Origin of the sequence: Mycolicibacterium parafortuitum (assembly GCF_002086815.1) — a bacterium.
GTDB classification, from domain to species: domain Bacteria; phylum Actinomycetota; class Actinomycetes; order Mycobacteriales; family Mycobacteriaceae; genus Mycobacterium; species Mycobacterium parafortuitum.
The window spans coordinates 202,872-219,908 of the sequence record NZ_MVID01000001.1 but is presented as its reverse complement, the minus strand read 5'-3'; the positions used below and the strand labels follow the sequence as shown (position 1 = coordinate 219,908).

The 17,037-nt window shown below is 68.6% G+C and carries 16 protein-coding genes and 1 tRNA gene; 7 read left to right on the top strand and 10 right to left on the bottom strand.

What is annotated here, in order from left to right:
- The first annotated feature begins 61 nt into the window (after window positions 1-61).
- Window positions 62-1,492: an NAD(P)/FAD-dependent oxidoreductase gene (locus tag BST38_RS01005; protein WP_083141373.1), complete on the top strand. Its 1,431-nt coding sequence runs from the start codon at window positions 62-64 to the stop codon at window positions 1,490-1,492.
- On the opposite strand, the gene BST38_RS01000 is transcribed toward BST38_RS01005, so the two are convergent.
- Window positions 1,438-1,962, bottom strand: a complete 525-nt coding sequence (locus BST38_RS01000; RefSeq protein ID WP_083141372.1) for a DUF2243 domain-containing protein — start codon at window positions 1,960-1,962, stop codon at window positions 1,438-1,440. The genes BST38_RS01005 and BST38_RS01000 overlap by 55 nt on opposite strands.
- Before the next feature lie 122 nt (window positions 1,963-2,084).
- Here BST38_RS01000 and BST38_RS00995 point away from each other — a divergent pair, with 122 nt between their 5' ends.
- The 3 genes from BST38_RS00995 to BST38_RS00985 all read left to right on the top strand — a co-directional run bounded on the left by BST38_RS00995 (window position 2,085) and on the right by BST38_RS00985 (window position 6,248).
- Entirely contained in the window at window positions 2,085-2,720 is a 636-nt protein-coding gene (locus BST38_RS00995; protein WP_237160626.1) for a TetR/AcrR family transcriptional regulator, read from the top strand.
- A gap of 97 nt (window positions 2,721-2,817) precedes the next feature.
- Window positions 2,818-4,698, top strand: a complete 1,881-nt coding sequence (locus tag BST38_RS00990; RefSeq protein WP_083141371.1) for a S9 family peptidase — start codon at window positions 2,818-2,820, stop codon at window positions 4,696-4,698.
- Between the two features lie 86 nt (window positions 4,699-4,784).
- Entirely contained in the window at window positions 4,785-6,248 is a 1,464-nt protein-coding gene (locus BST38_RS00985) for an HNH endonuclease signature motif containing protein (protein WP_083141370.1), read from the top strand.
- Between the two features lie 10 nt (window positions 6,249-6,258).
- Here the strand turns inward: BST38_RS00985 and BST38_RS00980 are convergent, their stop codons facing one another.
- The 9 genes from BST38_RS00980 to pgm all read right to left on the bottom strand — a co-directional run bounded on the left by BST38_RS00980 (window position 6,259) and on the right by pgm (window position 15,142).
- A complete protein-coding gene (locus BST38_RS00980; protein ID WP_083141369.1) occupies window positions 6,259-7,689 on the bottom strand; it encodes a carboxylesterase/lipase family protein in 1,431 nt (476 codons plus the stop codon).
- Window positions 7,686-8,183, bottom strand: coding sequence for a VOC family protein (locus BST38_RS00975; protein ID WP_083141368.1), 498 nt, complete (start codon window positions 8,181-8,183; stop codon window positions 7,686-7,688). Before BST38_RS00975 ends, BST38_RS00980 begins: the two co-directional genes overlap by 4 nt.
- Before the next feature lies 1 nt (window position 8,184).
- Entirely contained in the window at window positions 8,185-9,429 is a 1,245-nt protein-coding gene (locus BST38_RS00970) for a DUF1214 domain-containing protein (protein WP_083141367.1), read from the bottom strand.
- A complete protein-coding gene (locus BST38_RS00965; protein WP_083141366.1) occupies window positions 9,429-10,580 on the bottom strand; it encodes a sulfotransferase family protein in 1,152 nt (383 codons plus the stop codon). Before BST38_RS00965 ends, BST38_RS00970 begins: the two co-directional genes overlap by 1 nt.
- Window positions 10,577-11,692: an LLM class flavin-dependent oxidoreductase gene (locus BST38_RS00960; protein WP_083141365.1), complete on the bottom strand. Its 1,116-nt coding sequence runs from the start codon at window positions 11,690-11,692 to the stop codon at window positions 10,577-10,579. The genes BST38_RS00965 and BST38_RS00960 overlap by 4 nt, the downstream gene beginning before the upstream one ends.
- A gap of 73 nt (window positions 11,693-11,765) precedes the next feature.
- Window positions 11,766-12,023: a DUF3297 family protein gene (locus BST38_RS00955; RefSeq protein ID WP_083141364.1), complete on the bottom strand. Its 258-nt coding sequence runs from the start codon at window positions 12,021-12,023 to the stop codon at window positions 11,766-11,768.
- A gap of 90 nt (window positions 12,024-12,113) precedes the next feature.
- Window positions 12,114-12,189 (bottom strand) — tRNA-Ala (locus BST38_RS00950).
- A gap of 53 nt (window positions 12,190-12,242) precedes the next feature.
- Window positions 12,243-13,511, bottom strand: coding sequence for an MFS transporter (locus BST38_RS00945; protein WP_083141363.1), 1,269 nt, complete (start codon window positions 13,509-13,511; stop codon window positions 12,243-12,245).
- Complete coding sequence (gene pgm, locus BST38_RS00940; RefSeq protein WP_083141362.1) at window positions 13,508-15,142, bottom strand: phosphoglucomutase (alpha-D-glucose-1,6-bisphosphate-dependent); 1,635 nt, start codon at window positions 15,140-15,142, stop codon at window positions 13,508-13,510. The genes BST38_RS00945 and pgm overlap by 4 nt, the downstream gene beginning before the upstream one ends.
- A gap of 63 nt (window positions 15,143-15,205) precedes the next feature.
- Here pgm and crcB (BST38_RS00935) point away from each other — a divergent pair, with 63 nt between their 5' ends.
- From crcB (BST38_RS00935) to BST38_RS00925, 3 genes are read left to right on the top strand one after another with little or no spacing between them, the layout of a single operon-like run.
- Window positions 15,206-15,604 carry a fluoride efflux transporter CrcB gene (gene crcB / locus BST38_RS00935; protein ID WP_083141361.1) on the top strand — a complete coding sequence of 133 codons (399 nt, stop codon included), beginning with the start codon at window positions 15,206-15,208 and terminating at the stop codon, window positions 15,602-15,604.
- Window positions 15,601-15,969 carry a fluoride efflux transporter CrcB gene (gene crcB / locus BST38_RS00930; RefSeq protein ID WP_083141359.1) on the top strand — a complete coding sequence of 123 codons (369 nt, stop codon included), beginning with the start codon at window positions 15,601-15,603 and terminating at the stop codon, window positions 15,967-15,969. Before crcB (BST38_RS00935) ends, crcB (BST38_RS00930) begins: the two co-directional genes overlap by 4 nt.
- Window positions 15,966-17,000: a putative PII-like signaling protein gene (locus BST38_RS00925; protein WP_083141358.1), complete on the top strand. Its 1,035-nt coding sequence runs from the start codon at window positions 15,966-15,968 to the stop codon at window positions 16,998-17,000. The genes crcB (BST38_RS00930) and BST38_RS00925 overlap by 4 nt, the downstream gene beginning before the upstream one ends.
- Window positions 17,001-17,037: the final 37 nt, after the last annotated feature.

Below are 17,037 nucleotides of genomic sequence, written 5' to 3'. Positions count from 1 at the left end.
ATGTTCGTTCATTTTATGAATCGGCTTCTAAAAACGTGGCACCGGTGTCAAACTTTGCCCCATGTCCGAACACGTCGATGTCGTGGTCGTCGGCAGCAGATGCGCCGGCTCGGCCGCAGCGATCGCCCTGGCCCGTCGCGGCCGCACAGTCGTCGCGCTCGACAGCGCGGCGTTTCCGTCCGACACCCTGTCGACCCACCTGTTCTTTCCTCCGCACTGGGCCGAACTTGAACGGCTCGGCGCCCGGCACCGCGTCCTCGCGCTCGATCCCCCGCTGCACACCCGCGGCGGGCTGGGCTCGCCGGGCGTGGAGGTCGTCGGTGACTACAGCGCATACGACGGCATCGCCGCCGGGAGCTGCGTGCGCCGTCCGGGCCTGGATCTGGCGCTGGTGGAAACCGCGCGCGAGGCCGGCGCCGAGGTCCGGGAGCGCGTCAGGGTCACCGGCCTGCTCACCGCACCGTCCGGCCGCGTCACCGGGGTGCGATTCGCGGGCCGCGACGGCGGGACCGGAGAAATCCGGGCGAAGCTGGTGATCGGAGCCGACGGACGGCGATCCACCATTGCCCGCCTCGTCGGCACCACCGAGCACCACAGCTGGCAGAACCAGCGGATGATGGCCTACGCGTACTACGAGGACACCCATCTCGACCAGCGGCACGTGGCGATGCAGTGGCGCGCCGATGACGACCTGGTCACGGTATTCCCCTGCGACGGTGGGCAGTTGATCGCCCTGTTGATGCCGCCGGTGCGCAGGGCCGCCGAATTCCGCGCGGGCGCCGAGGCCGCCTTCGACGCGACGATCGACCGCATTCCCGCATTCGGCGCACGACTGCGGGGATGCACCCGGGTGAGCAAGATCCGGACGTCGGTATCGCACCCGTCGTACTTCCGGCATTCGCACGGTCCGGGGTGGGCGCTGGCCGGGGACGCCGGCCACTTCAAGGACCCCGTGACCGCGCAGGGAATCCGGGACGCGTTGCGATTCGGCCGACTTCTCGGAGAGGCCGCCGCGCCGTATCTCGACGACGAGCACGCGCTCGACTCGGCATTGGCGGCATGGGAGGACGACCGCGACCGGCAGTGCCTCCCGATGTACCAGTGGGCCAACGGCCTTGGCCGCGACGACACCGTGTCACCGATCGAGGACGTCGCGTACCGGTGGTTCGCGTCACGCCCCGGGGGCCCGACGGAGATCCTGGATGTGTTCTCGCGCAAACGGTCTGCCACAGAGGTGTTCACGCCCGCGCGGCTGGCGCGCTGGGTGAGCACCGCCGCCCGCGACCCGCGCGTGGACCGGCGCACACTGATGCGCACACTGCGCCGGGATGTCGGCCGCGAGGTCCAGCGCATCGCCGAGTTCCGGAGGTTCGAGCACCGGAAGGCGCAGTCACACCGTCAGTGTTTCGACGAACCGGAACCGCGGGTGGCGCAGGACTATGGCCCGGCGTCGGCCGGGACCGCGACCATGGCGCGCGCACCACGCTTATGAAGTAACCAACCGCCGGCCACCAGGAACGCGCCGAACACCAGGAAACCGATGTCCCACACCAGCGGGCCTCCGAGGTCGTCGCGGACATGGTGGATCTGCAGGATGTGGTGGTCGATCACTCCCTCCACGACGTTGAAGATCCCCCAGCCGGTGAGCAGTAGGCCGATATGGAACGACCAACTCGGCGCGAGGCGGCCACGTCGCCAAGACACCAGGGTGGTGATGGTGCCCGCCCAGACGAGAAGCCATGTCACGGCGTGGAAGAAGCCGTCGGCGAGGACGTTGACCTCCAGGCCGGCGACGGTGTCGGTCGGATATTCGTCGACGTGACTGACCATGTGATGCCACTGCAGGATCTCGTGCATCACGATGCCGTCGATGAATCCACCAAACCCGAGGCCGAGTAGCAGCCCCGGCGCAACGCTGGGCATCTTCGCGGTGACGGTGTCCTTGTCTGTCGCAGTGGTCATCGCGCTCAGGTACCCGGCGAGATCGGCGGGAAACGCGGGCCGCTGACCAGGGCCGCTTGACCGCGATGTCACTTAGTGACACTGTGGTTCTGTCACTAAGTGACAGGAGGTACGGAGGCGTCATGACGACGATGACAGACACGGCGGACGACAAGCAGGCACAGGCGCGCCTGCGGGTGTCGCGTCATGCCTGTGAACTGTTCTGGGACAAGGGTGTCGCGGCGACGACCGGTGACGACATCGCCGCGGCGGCGGGTCTGTCGACCAGGACGATATGGCGGTACTTCCGCTGCAAGGAAAGTTGCGTCGAACCGGTGCTGGCGCGCTCGGCGAGCCGCTTCATCGCGCTTGCCGAGCGCTGGCCGGACGACCTCTCCCTGGCCGAACACATGGCCGACGACATGGCGCGAAATCCGCTGACCGAACAGGAGATCGCCGACGAGATCGCCGCATTGCGCATCGCCACCCTGTCGACGACCGAGCCGGCCCTGCGGTCCGCGTACCTGATGGTGCACGACGAGATGGAGCGAGCCTTCGTGCCCGTCGTCGCCAAGCGCCTGCGACTGGCCGACGACGACCTCACCGCGCGCCTGTGCGCCGCGGCGGTCACCGCGGCGTTTCGGGTGGTCGACGAGGACGTCGGGCGCCGCGCGATCGTCGAGAAAGAGAAGATCACCCAGCAGGAGGCACTCGCGTTGGTCGACCGCGCGATACGCGATGCCACCAACGGCCGGCTGGGCGGACCAGTCACACCGTGAGATAACAAGCCCGACAACCGATCCCACTGCGAGTCCCCGCGACTGGCGGTGCGATGAACTCTGCCCGCACCACGGAAGGACCGACATGGCATCCGATATGACACTGCCCCCTTTGATCCCCGTCGAGGATCTGTTCCGCCCGCCGACGCGCGCGGCCGCGAAGATCTCTCCGGACGGCACCCGGATCGCGTTTCTGAGCCCGTCGGAAGGGCGTCTCAACGTCTGGGTGGAGGACCTCGATCCCGGGTCGCCCGGCGCTCGGCGCGTCACCGACGACAGCAACCGCAGCATCCTGCACTTCGAGTGGACCGACGATCCCCGGTGGCTGATCTATCTGCAGGACACCAACGGGGACGAGAACTGGCACATCCACCGCGTCGACCTCGACGATCCCGACGCGCCTGCCGTCGACCTCACCCCGTTCCCGGGCGCGATGGCCTTCCCCGTGCGGGAGATCAAGCAAGGCAGGACCACGGTGATGCTCAACACCCGCGACGTCACACTGCTGGACATCTACGAACTCGACGTCGCCACCGGGTATCTCACGCTGATCGCGAAGAATCCGGGCCACGTCAACAACTGGCTGTCATCCGACGACGGACAGGTGTTCGCGACCGCGCTGGCGCCCGACGGCGCCCTGGAGCTGTCGCGGTGGGACGTCGCCACCGAGACGCTGCGCCCGATCGCGCGATTCGATGGCAGCGACTACCCCGTCGGCATCCATCCGATGGTGATCACGCCTGACGGCACCGGCGTGTGGATCGGATCCAATCGGGATTCCGACCGGACCCGATTGGTTCATGTGGACCTGACCACCGGAGAAGAGACCGAGGTCGACAGCCACCCGACGTTCGACGTCGATCCGCGCGCAGGCGTCAACCCTGTCGCCCCGTCGCCGTTGATCCAGGACCGCCGCACCGGCGAGTTGCTGGCCGTGCGCTATTACGGTGAGCGCCAGGAGATCCGGGCGCTCGATCCCCGGTTCGGCGACATCCTGGCCGAACTGCGGAAGCTGTCCGACGGAGACATCGGCATGCTGTCGTCGGACGAGGCTGGCGAACGCTGGATCGTCGGGTTCAACCACGACCGCGAACCCGGTGTGACGTACCTGTACGACCACCGCAGCGGGGAGAGCCGGTTGCTGTATCGGCCGCTGCCGCACATCGATCCCGAACACCTGGCGCCGATGCACCCGGTGACGATCACCGCGCGCGACGGTCTGGCGCTGCAGTCGTATCTGACGTTGCCCCTCGGGGTGGAACCGAAGGGGCTTCCGCTGGTTCTCGTCGTGCACGGCGGTCCGTGGTTCCGCGACAGCTGGGGCTTCGACGCGCATGTCCAGGTGTTGGCAAACCGGGGTTATGCGGTGCTACAGGTCAACTTTCGCGGGTCGACAGGGTTCGGAAAGGCGTTCCTGAAAGCGGCGATCGGCGAGTTCGCCCGCAAGATGCACGACGACCTGATCGACGGCGTGCAGTGGGCAGTCGACCAGGGGTATGCCGACCCGGACCGGGTCGCGATCCTGGGCGGGTCGTACGGCGGGTACGCCGCGCTGGTCGGCGTGACGTTCACACCCGATGTCTTCGCCGCCGCAGTGGATTACGTCGGTATCTCGAATCTGGCGAACTTCATGCGGACGCTGCCGCCGATAGCTCGACCGCAGCTGGCGAACAACTGGCATGCGTACGTCGGAGACCCCGACGACCCCGAGCAGCTCGCCGACATGATGGCCCGCTCCCCGATCACCATGGTGGACCGGATCCGCACGCCGCTGATGGTGATCCAGGGCGCCAACGATGTCCGCGTCGTCCAGGCGGAATCCGACAACCTGGTGAACGCGTTGCGGGAGCGAGGCGTCGAGGTGGACTACCTGGTGCAGGCCGACGAGGGCCACGGTGCGGTGAACACGGAGAACGTCGTCGAGATGTGGGAGGCGGTCTCCCGCTTCTTCGCCAAGCATCTGGGTGGACGGGCGTGACGTTTGGGCGCTGATCGGCGTCGAGTCTGAACTTGTTGGCGAGTTTCGGGCCCGGATTTGTCAGTGGTCGCACGTATGTTCGAAGCATGGCGAGGGCGGAGTTGCAGGACGCGGTCGGCGCGCTGCGCGCCGCCTTCGACACCGTCGCCGGCTGCGATCTGGACCTGCTGACCCGCGATGAGCTCGTCGAGGTGATGGACGAGCTCGAAGCCCTGGGGTGTCAGCTGCCCGGGTTGGGTCATCGGTTGTTGGCGCGGTTGCAGACCGAAACCACCGCCCGGGAGATGGGCGCGAAATCGTGGAAAGACGTGCTGCGGATCCGGTGGCGCATCTCCGCAAGTGAAGCCAACCGACGGCTGACCGAGGCTGCGGTGTTGGCGCCGCGACCGTCGGTGAGCGGGCCGGCGCTGCCGCCGCTGCTGCCCGCGACCGCGGTCGCCCAGTCGCGGGGATTGATCAACCCCGAACACGTCGAGGTGATCCGCAAAGCGGTCGACAAACTACCTACCTGGGTCGATGCCGTGACTCGTGAGCAGTTCGAGGTCGATCTGGTGCGCACCGCGGTCGGGGTCGGGCCCAAGGAGGTGAAGGACGCCGCCGAGCTGACCTTGTTTCTGTTGGATCAGGACGGCCCCGAACCCGATGACGCCGAACGTGCCCGCCGCCGCGGGGTCTCGCTCGGTAACCAAGGCATCGATGCGATGAGCGCGATCACCGGACACCTCACCCCGGAAGCCCGCGCAGTCTGGGAAGCGATCTTCGCCAAATACGCCGCCCCAGGCATGTGCAACCCCGCCGACCCACAACCCTGCACCAGCGGCACGCCGTCACAGGCCCAGATCGACCGCGATGACCGCAGCCTGGCCCAGCGCCAACATGACGCGCTGATCGCCGTCGGGCGGATCGCGTTGATGAGCGGCGAACTGGGCAAACTCAACGGGCTGCCGGTGTCGATCATCATCCGCACCACCCTCCAAGACCTCGAATCCCGCGCCGGGGTCGGCACCACCGGCGGCGGCACCAGGATGCCCATCAAAGACGTCATCCGGATGGCCGGACACGCCAACCACTACCTGGCGGTGTTCGACAAGGCCACCGGGTCGGCGCTGGATCTGTTCCGCACCAAACGCATCGCCACCCCAGAACAACGCATCATGTTGATCGCCCGCGACGGCGGCTGCACCAAACCATGCTGCCCCGTCGGCGCCTACGGCACCCAGGTCCACCACGTCGTCAACGACTGGGCCCGCGGCGGAAACACCAACATCAACGACCTCGGCCTGGCCTGCCCACCCGACAACCGCAGCGTCAACAACAACGACCCCACCGCCTGGACCACCCAGATGAACACCCGCGGCGAGGTCGAATGGATCCCACCCGAACACCTCGACACTGGCCAGGCCCGCGTCAACACCTACCACCGCCCCGAACGGCTACTCCGGCCACCCGAGGAACCCGAAAACAGCAGTCCGGCAGCCGAACCCGAGGACCGCGATACGAGCCCCGGCGAACCCGGCGGCCCCGCACCACCCGAAGACCACGCGGCCTGACGTCCGACGGTCAACCGTACGCGGGGTACCGATTCTCCCACAGGGCGAGTTGCTCAACGCGGTAGTCGCGGACGGCTGCGCTGTCGGCGCCGAGCAGCATGGTGGGACCGCCGACACCGTCGTAGCGTTCCCAGGGTTCTCCCCCACGGATGAACTCCAGCCACCGCGACTGCACGGCATCCGACATCCGGCGCGCCGCCGCGTCGGCACCGGCCAGCGCGGGCGCCGCCTCCAGATTGCCGAACACCAGGGCCAGGCACGAATCGTGGCAGGCCCCGAATCCCATTCGCGGAGAGGGCCATTGCAGCTCGTAACGGAACACCGGATTGTCACGCGAGGCGTGCGCGCGAACGAACTGCTCGGTCGGCGCCGTGAAGTGGTAGTCGGTGACCATCGCACTCGCGACATCGCGCAACGTCTGCTGACCCGCCCGGTACGCCGTCACCACCGCGTCGACGTCGCACGCGTCCCCGGCTAGTGCCCGCGCCCGGTCCCGCACGTACTGCTCGGTGAACACATTCTCGTCCAGCGCCGCGTCGAAGATCCGCCACTCGTCACGCGTCGTCCCGGCGAGGACCGGGATCGCCGGCATCGCGCGCGTCCGCGCGGCCACCAGCGGATGCTCGGCGATCACATCGCCGTCGATACACGGGTGAAACGGGCCCTGCGGCGGCACGAACCCGGTGTCGATACCCCGTTGCGCAGCGAGGATTTCGTCGACTCCGGGCTCACCGCCACACCGCAGCGCCCCGAGTTGCGCGGCCACCGCAGAGGCCGCCTCGCGCGATCGCACCCGCTCCAGGCCACCGCTCTGCAGGATCGCCCGGTCGAAGAGGTCGCACCCACCGGCGAGCAACGCCGCGATCGCGACCGCCCCCGACGACTGTCCCGCCACCGTGACCGCACCGGGGTCACCACCGAACGCGGCGATCTCGTCGCGCACCCACCCCAGAGCGTGCTTCTGGTCGCGCAGCGCCAGATTCGTGGAATCCGGTCCGTGCCAGTCCGGCGCATAGAGCGAACCCAAGACACCGAGCCGGAAGTTGACGGTCACCACCACGATGTCGCCGCGGCAGGCCAGCCGCGCACCGTCGAGCAGCGGCGCCGACCCGTGGCCCTGCGCCTGCCCACCGCCGTGCAGGAACACCAGCACCGGCCGACGCGCGTCGTCGGCCGCGGGCGTCCAGATGTTCAGCGTGAGGCAGTCCTCGCCCATCGCGAGGCCCCGCTTGGCAAGCCGCACGGGCGCGATGTCCTGCGGGGCGATCGGCCCGAACGCGGTCGCGTCCCGCACGCCGCTCCAGTTCGACACAGGTTGTGCTGGGCGCCAACGCCGCTCGCCGGTCGGCGGCGCCGCGTACGGCACCCCACGAAAGACGGCGGCGCCTTCACCAGCGGCGCCGCGAAGGACTCCATAGGACGTGTGCGCGAGCGCGGTCATGGCCGCTCGGTCAACGGGCACTGCCGTCCCATCTCACCGCTGAGCACCTGCGTCAGAAAGTCGCGGCCCCTGAAGCTCACCACCTCGACGCGGAGCCCGCTGCGGGGGTCGCGCAGAAACGCGACGCCGGAGCCCGTGCGCTCCAGCTCCCAACCCTCGCTCTGCAGCCGCGCGGTGTCGTCGCGCCAGCGCTGCGCGTAGTAGCCGACATGATGGATGCCCGGTTCGGCGAAGATCGAGTCGGTCGCGGCGACGACCTCGATCAGCTCCAGGTACGGCGGGCCGGACATCGAGAACGCGATGCGGACCGGCTGATCGTCGAGCAAGCCGTCCGGACGGGTGAACCCGCTGCGCATCTCGAACGGCGCCGCCCACGTGATCTGCAGGGAGCCCGTCAAAGCTGCCATGGCGGACAGCAGGTCCGGGACGACGTGGCCCACGTGGTACACGTTGTCGAAGGCTGACGCGGCGAGTGTCTCGAGTTTCGGGTCCATGTCAGATCCTGTATCTGCGGCGGATGGCGTCGAAGCGTTCGTGCAGGTGCGCGGCCCGCTCGTCGGGCGTCACGCGCCTGGTGTCGGCGGGCAGCACAGCGTCCAACTCGGCTGACCGAACGACCCGGGTGCTGACCTCGGGCAGCTCCCGGCTCCCGATCACGCGCATCGTCAGGTAGCCCTCGCTGAACCGCTGCGTGTCGATCCAGTTGTGCACGCCCGGATCGTCGTGCGCGAGCACCATCCGTACCCGGCCGTCGGCGTTGACGGCTGACCGGCTCGGCGTGTAGCTCACCGGGCGATACAGGTAGTCCATGCTGTTCCAGAACGCGCCCATGTTGGTCAGCATCCAGAACTCCCCGCCGTCGGGGAACTCGAAGATCAGCGCCTCGTCCGGCGGGAGCCGCCACGGCATCGTGACGATCAACCGGCCGCGGCGGGCGTCGCGCTGTTCGGCCGTACCGGCGAAACGCGCGCCGGGGAACACATTCGGCTCGGGCTCGCCGTAGAGCGAACCGATCTGTAGTTCACGGTCCGGCCAGTCGGTCATCGCCCCGGTCAGGAAATCGCCGGCCCACCGCATGGATGCGACCAGATCGTGGGGCGTCGGCACCGGACGCGGGTCGTCCATGTCGATGCGCTCGATGCCGAACTGCGCCGACCGTTCCGCCCAGGAATCGAAGCCCTGGCGCATGAACAGCTTTCGGGAATCCGCCGTGGTGGGCAACCAGTTCGGTCCGCGCCGCGAACCCCCGATATAGAGTTCGAAGCTTCCATCGCGCTCGGTGACCAGCTCGTCGCCGGTGATGTTCGCCTCCGGGGTGTCACCGAACGGCTCGTGCAGGTTCGGGTGATCGGCGCCGTAGTACACGTCCTTGTCGGGACGCGCACCCTGGACGGTGAAGTTGATGAACCGTGCCGTGCCACGGTCGCCGGTGATCCGGTAGGTCGACGCCCCGTCGATCCACGCCTGCAGATACACGAAATCGGCGTTGTCGCCGCCGAGTTTGCGGGCCGGTCCGCAGAACGGGTGGATCATCGGGTAGCGGGTGTTCTTGGTCTCCAGCGCCAGATCGTAAGCCTGACCGAGGTTCTGGGTCAGGTAGCGGAACGCGTCGGCGCGCTGCAACGCATTCGCCGGCGAAGTGTCCTTGAACGCGAGGTCACCGGCGGCCTTGAGCCGGTCGCAGAACTCGTGCCACGCCGCACGCAGCGTCTCGTCGTCCGCGCAGTCCCCGAAGGCCATCAGCGCCTCGTCTCGATGTCGATGCCGAATCTCTGCCGGTAGGGCGCGAATTCGTTGTGCAACTCCTCCACGGGTACCGGCAGCACGTCGGTGGAGTAGCTGAATTTGCCGTAGCGATCGCCGCGGTTCGTCGACAGGTAGTCCCGCATCGCCTTCTCCGCGGCGGCAGTGAACGGAACTCCCGCGAAGTCGTAGAAACCGCCGATCGTCGCGACCGGATCGGCGACGAAGTCCCGGTAGCGGATGTGGTGGATGCGCGGATCGTCGACGAGCGGGTCGGTCAGGTAGGCATGGAAATTGGCTCGCGACCCCTCGATCGTGTCCTTGGCGTACTTAGTCCAGTCCAGCGTTCCGGCCAGGCTTTCATTGATCTGCCCGAACGCGACGATCTGCGACGCGAGCACCTGCACCGGGTCGCGGTGTACCCACACGATGCGGGCGTCGGGGTAGATGTCGAACAACGCCCGCAGCCGACGCCCGTGGAATCCCTTGAGTACCCACCGCTTCGGCGCACGGGTGTACTGGATGTGCTGCAGCATCATGCGGTGCAGGGTGTACTGCGCGTGATGATCCTGCGGAAAGTTCTGGATTTTCATGGGAACTCGCCACCACGCGCTCGGGTTCATCGCGCGGAAGTCGAATGCCCAGGTGCGTTCACACTCGGGCAGTCCTGCGCCGAGCAGATCGTTGTACGGGTGGCTGACGATCCACGGCGGAATGCGATCGAGGATCTCTCGCCAGTCGGCGTCGGCTTGCGCCCGGCGCGGGTCGTCGGCGGCGGCAGGACCGGGTGGCGGCGACGGGTACATCACCTCCCAGAACCGCAGCGCGCGGGAGTCCTCGTCCTCGGCGAGCAGCGCGTGCAGCAGCGTCGTCCCCGACCGCGGCTCACCGGTGGCGAAAAGCGGTGCGGTGATCCGTTCTTCGGCGAGCGGAAGGCGGTCGCGGTCGGCGATGAACCGCAGGCGATTCGCCAGCAGTCCGCACGCCGTGTCCGCGGCGGCCCGAACGCCGGTGTCGCCGAGTCCGGCGCTGTTCACCCGGTCGACGACCAGCCCGACCCGGCCCGCAAGGGTGTCGTCGCCGAAATCGGTGAGCCCGGTGGATTCCCGCGCGTCGGCGATCAGGACGTCGGCATCCAGAATTGTCATGCGGCACTTCCTGTCAGGTGCGCCTCGACCTCGCGGACCTTGCGTGCCGAGTCGGCGGCGTAGGCCTGCCCGGCCATCCCGCTGTAGTCGAGCACCGATACGACGCGGGCCCCGGCCTCCCCGAATGCGGCGATCTGCGAGGCCACGTGCGCAGGCGTTCCGTGCGGGACGACGGACAGGATCGCGGCCGGGTCGACCTGGTCGAAGAGCCGCAGCAATCGGTCGCGGGTCAGCACGCGCGGGTCGATGTCCTGGATACCGCGCCAGTGCTCGCCCATCGGATGGCGGTGGCCGGCGGCGGCCAAAGCGTCGGCGGTCAATTGCAGCACCAGTGATTTCACCAGCGGGCGCCGCAGGATCTCGCGCAGTTCATCGGGTTCGCCGATCAGGCAGACCACCATCTTGGCCGGGGTGATCGCGTCCGGATCGCGGCCGGCCTGCTCGGCCGCTTCCCGGATGCAGGCCAACTGGCGCGCGTAGGTCTCGGGCCCTGCACTGCCCGTCGGCCACCACCCATCGCCGTACTCGCCGACCAGACGCAGCATGCGCGGGCCGTTGGCGCCGATCCAGATCGGCGGCTGACCGGTGGGGTGGAGATCGGTGTCCAGGCGGGCGCGCTCCAGGGTGAAGAACTGTCCGGTGAAGTCGATCGGTCCGTCGGCACTCCAGAGCAGCCGGATGAGCCGCAGCGCCTCGGCGAAGCGGCTCACCGTCCGCTGATCGTCGAAGCCGTACGGGGCCAGGTTCTCACGTTCACCGGCGCCGAGACCCAGGATGAAGCGGCCGTCGGAGAGGTGGCTCAGGGTCAGCGCCGACTGGGCCAGCATCACCGGGTGGCGGCGAACCGTGTCGAGGACGCTGGTGGCGAGCCGGACGCGGGTGGTGCGGGCCGCGACGGCACCGGCGAGCGCGACGGTGTCCAGGTAGCGATGCGGTGACGGTGAGACCGCGGCGAGGTCGGTGAACTCGGGTGTCCAGATCGAGTCCGGCCAGAAGCTCACGAGGTGGTCGGGCAGCCAAAGTGAGTGGTAGCGGCCGTCATCGACCGCGTCGAGCTTGGTGAGATCGAGCGGCAACGTCGTCCGGAAGAACGAGGCCAGCTCCAGGGGCATGCAGCGGAAGCTACACCGGGGACGCGGCTCGCGTCCTCAGATTGCTGAGCATTCGCTCAGCGCGCGGGGCCGGCTACTCAGCCGAGCGGAAGTACGGTTCGACCGTGCCGCTGAGCTTCATGACCATCGGGTTCCCGCGACGATCCTTGGCCGTGGGCACCTCGACACGCACCCAGCCCTCGGCCACGTCGTACTCGACGACATTGGTCTTCTCGGAGCCGTTGAAGCGGATTCCGACGTCGCGGACGAGCACCTCTTCGTCATAGAACGGGCTACGCGGGTCGATGGAGAGGTGATTCGGGGGAACGTCGGCGACCTGGTCTTCAGACATGATGGCTTTCGCTAGATCCTTCGTCGGTCTCGGCGTGAATCGCTGTGAACCTACCCGGCGCGGTCCCGAGTTCCTGAACTGCTCGTTTCGTGGTGGAGCTAAGGGGATTCGAACCCCTGACCCCCACACTGCCAGTGTGGTGCGCTACCAACTGCGCCATAGCCCCTCGTCGTGCTCATCGAAATTACACCACGAGGGGTGGCCGCTCAAAATCGCTGGTCACGGGACTTCCCCGCCCGCCTCGGGGCCGAGCGGACGGGCCGGGGTGTGCTCGGTCGACGGCGTCGGGCGCGTCTCGGGCGCGAAAACCCACCACAACGCCGCGACGCCCAGGATGACGCCGCTGGTCAGGAACGCCCACCCGAACGACGTGTACTGCGCGATCAGGCCGACCAGCAGCGATCCGCCGATCGAGCCGAAGTCCGCCATCATCTGGAACGTCGCGACCGCGGTCCCGCCGCGCGACTTGTTGCCCACCACATCGGCGACCGCGGCCTGCTGCGGCGACACGAAGATGCCCGTCGCCGCGCCCGCCACCACCGCCGCGACCAGGAACACCGGCAGCGATGTGGTGAAGCCCACCAGCGCGGTCGACACCGCCGCCAACGTCAACCCGACGATCAGCAACAGCCGTCGGCCCAACCGGTCCGACAGGTACCCGCTCGGGATGACCACCGCGATGTTGCCCACCGCGAACGCCGTCAGCGCCAGCCCGGCCGCGCCCGGCCCCTGGCCCAGCACCTCCACGACGAACAGCGGCACCAACGCGATGCGCAGTCCGAACGACGCCCACCCCGTCGCGAAATTCGAGAACAGCGCCGCCTTGTAGGCGCGGTGCCGGAACACCGTGCGGAACGGCACCGGCGTCTGCGCCTCGTCGTCGGGCTGGCCCACCACCGGCGAGTGCCGCAGGCTGACGAACACCACCGTCGCGGCGACCAGCAGCGCCGCCCCGTAGATCAGGAACGGCGCCGACAGCCCGAACCCGGCCGTCAGGCTGCCCAGGATCGGACCGCCGACCGAGCCGATCATGAAACCCGACGAGAACAATCCCGCCACCCGGCCGCGCGCATCCGTCGGCGAGATCCGGATCATCAGGCCCAGCGCCGACACCGTGAACATCGCCGATCCGATACCGCCCAGCGATCGGAAAAGCAGCAGCTGCCAATAGGTTTCGGCGAATGCGCACGCCCCGGTCGACACCGCGACGATGATCAGACCGCTGGTGTAGACGCGCCGCTCCCCCATCCGCTGCACCAGAAACCCCGCGGGCGGCGCGCCGACCAATCGCATCACCGCGAACGCGGTGATCACGAACGTCGCCGCCGCGATGCTCACCCCGAAGTGGCGGGCGTACTGCGGCAATACGGGGGCCACCACGCCGTAGCCGAGTGCGACGACGACGTTGGCGACGACCAGGACCCAGACTTCGCGCGGCAGCCGACGCTTCTCGCGCGTCGGACAGTCGCCCTCTTTCGTGGAACTCAAGAAATGACCGCCGCCACCACTTCGCGGGCCGCGTCCTGGACCTCGGCGAGATGTTCGGGGCCACGGAAGGATTCGGCATAGATCTTGTAGACGTCTTCGGTGCCCGAGGGCCGCGCGGCGAACCACGCGTTCTCGGTCGTCACCTTCAGACCACCCAACGGTGCCCCGTTGCCGGGTGCCGCCGTGAGCTTCGCGGTGATCGGCTCGCCGGCCAGCTCGGTCGCGGTCACCTGCTCGGGTGAGAGCTTCGACAGTCGCGCCTTCTGCTGCCGGTTCGCCGGCGCATCGATGCGCGCATACGTCGGCGCGCCGTACTTCCCCGCCAGCTCCGCGTACCGCTGCGACGGCGTCGACCCCGTCACCGCCAGGATCTCCGACGCCAGCAGCGCCAAGATGATGCCGTCCTTGTCGGTCGTCCACACCGAGCCGTCACGGCGCAGGAACGACGCACCGGCGCTCTCCTCGCCGCCGAACCCGATCGTGCCGCCGATCAGCCCGTCGACGAACCACTTGAAGCCCACCGGCACCTCGACCAGCTTGCGGTCCAGCCCGGCCACGACGCGGTCGATGATCGACGAACTCACCGCGGTCTTGCCGACGGCGGTCGAGCCCGCCCACTCCGGCCGGTGCGCGAACAGGTAGTCGATCGCGACCGCGAGGTAGTGGTTCGGATTCATCAGACCGCCGTCGGGGGTGACGATGCCGTGCCGGTCCGCGTCGGCGTCGTTGCCGGTGGCGATCTGATAGGAATCGCGGTTGGCGATGAGGGAGGCCATCGCGTTCGGCGAGCTGCAGTCCATCCGGATCTTGCCGTCGGTGTCGAGCGTCATGAACCGCCACGTGGCGTCCACCAGTGGGTTCACCACGGTCAGCGCCAGGTTGTGCCGCTCGGCGATCGCGCCCCAGTAATCGACGCTCGCGCCGCCGAGCGGGTCGGCACCGATCCGGATGCCCTCGGCGCTGATCGCGTGCAGGTCGACGACATTGGGCAGATCGGCGACGTACGCGTCGAGGTAGTCGTGGCGCTGCGCGATGCCCAGCGCCCTGGCCAGCGGCACCCGTCGGACGTCCTTGAGCCCACCGCGCAGGATCTCGTTGGCCCGCTTGGCGATGGCCCCGGTCGCGTCGGTGTCGGCCGGGCCGCCGTTGGGCGGGTTGTACTTGAACCCGCCGTCGCGGGGTGGATTGTGCGACGGGGTCACGACGATCCCGTCGGCCAGGTCGCTGTCGCGCCCCTGGTTGAACGTCAGGATCGCGTGGCTGACGGCCGGGGTCGGAGTGTAGCGGTCGGCCGAATCGATCATCGCGACAACGTCGTTGGCGGCCAGCACCTCCAGCGCCGACACCCACGCCGGCTCCGACAGGGCGTGGGTGTCGCGGCCGATGAACAGCGGACCGGTGACGCCCTGGGCGGCCCGGTACTCCACGATGGCCTGCGTGGTGGCCAGGATGTGCGCCTCGTTGAACGCGGCGTCCAGGCTCGACCCGCGGTGTCCCGACGTGCCGAACGCCACCTGCTGATCGACGTTCTCGGGATCCGGTTCGACGGCGTAGTACGCCGTCACCACCGACGCGATGTCGATGAGGTCTTCGGGCTGTGCCGGCTGACCGGCTCGGGGATTCGCCGCCATGGCCTCGATTGTGCTCGCCCACCTCCCCCACGGCACGCCCTGGGGTCGGCATACTTTCACAGCATGGCGCTCGACCGGCGGGAACTGGCCGCAGTCTTTGCCGGCGGCGCGATCGGCACCCTGGCGCGGTCCGGCTTCGAGGAACTCGCGGCCGCCGACCCGGGTCGCTGGCCGTGGCCGACGTTCACCGTCAACATCGTCGGCGCGTTCCTGCTCGGCGTGTTCGTCACGCGGTTGCTGGAGCGACTGCCGGTGTCGAGCTACCGGCGGCCGTTCCTGGGCACCGGCTTGTGCGGCGGGCTGACGACGTTCTCGACCATGCAGGTCGAGACCCTCAGGATGGTGGAGCACGGGCACTACGGTCTGGCGGTCGGCTACGTGGTGACCAGCATCCTGGTCGGCTTCGGCGCGGTCTATCTGGGCACGGTGCTGGTCCGGCGGGTCCGGGTGGGCCGGTCATGACGGGCGTCCTGGTCTGGGTCGGAGTGTTCCTGGTCGGTGGGCTGGGCGCGGTGACCCGGCTGACGGTCGACAAGGCGGTGTCCCGGCGGAGCAGGGGCGCGTTTCCGTTCGGGACGCTTGCGGTCAACGTCAGCGGCGCGCTGCTGCTCGGCTTCCTGGCCGGGCTGGCGCTACCCGCGCATGTCGCACTGCTCGCGGGCACCGCGTTCGTCGGGTCGTATACGACGTTTTCGACGTGGATGCTGGAGACCCACCGGCTTGCCGAGGAGCGCCAGTTCTGGCCGGCGGCGGCCAACATCGTCGTCAGCGTGGTGCTGGGTCTCGGCGCCGCGCTGCTCGGCCAGACGTTGGGGGCCCTGCTGTGACCGCAGTCCTGACGCTGACGGCGTACTTCGCCGAACGGGAGCGCAGCGGCGACCGGTTCCTGGCCGACGCGGTCCTCGACCTGATCGAGCGACGCCGGGTCGGCTCCAGCGTGATGCTGCGTGGCATCGCGAGTTTCGGGCCCACCCAGGTCAGCCGCAGCGACCGGTCACTGAGCCTGTCCGAAGATCCCCCGGTCACGATCACCGCGGTGGACACCGCCGACCGGATCACGGCGGTGGCCGACGAGGTCGCCACGTTGATCGGCCGCGGCGTCGTCACGGTGCAGCGCGGATTCGCACCACCGGCGGGTCTCGGCGGCGACGGCGCCGTCCGGCTGTCGCTACAGCTGACCCGGCGTCACCGCATCGCGGGGGTGCCCGGATACGTCGTGGTGTGCGAGCTGATGCACCGGCACGGGTTCGTCGGCGCCGAAGCGTATCTCGGGGTCGACGGCACGGTGGGTGACGAGCGCCGCCGCGCCCGGTTCTTCAGCCGCAACGCCGAGGTGCCGTTGTCGATTGTCGGGGTCGGCACCGGCGCGCAGGCCGCCGCCGTGGTCGACGAGCTGGCGGCACTGCTGCCCGCCGCGTCGTGGACCGCCGAACCGCTGGTCGTGTGCAAGACCGGCGGTCGCGCCGTCACCGAACCCGTCATCGAGGGCCCGTTTCACGCACTGACCGTGCACACCTCGGAGTCGTCACGCCACGCCGGGCGCCCGATCCACCGCGCACTGATCCAGCGGCTCAAGGAGTCCGATCACGCCAGCGGGGCCACCGCGCTGCGCGCGATCTGGGGGTTCCGCGCCCCCGAGCCTCCGCACGGCGACCGGCTGGGGCAGCTGGTGCGGCACGTTCCGGTCACCACGGTGATCGTCGACACGGCGGCCAACATCGCCGCGACGTATCCGATCGTCGACGAGCTGACCGCCGAGGAGGGTTTGGTCACCATCGGTGCGCTGGCAGGCATGCTCGAACGGCACTCCGGGCAGGCGCACGGCACGCTTGACCTCGGCGATGGCACATCCACCTGACAGGTGGTGAGGGTAGCCTACCTTTAGCTGATCGAGT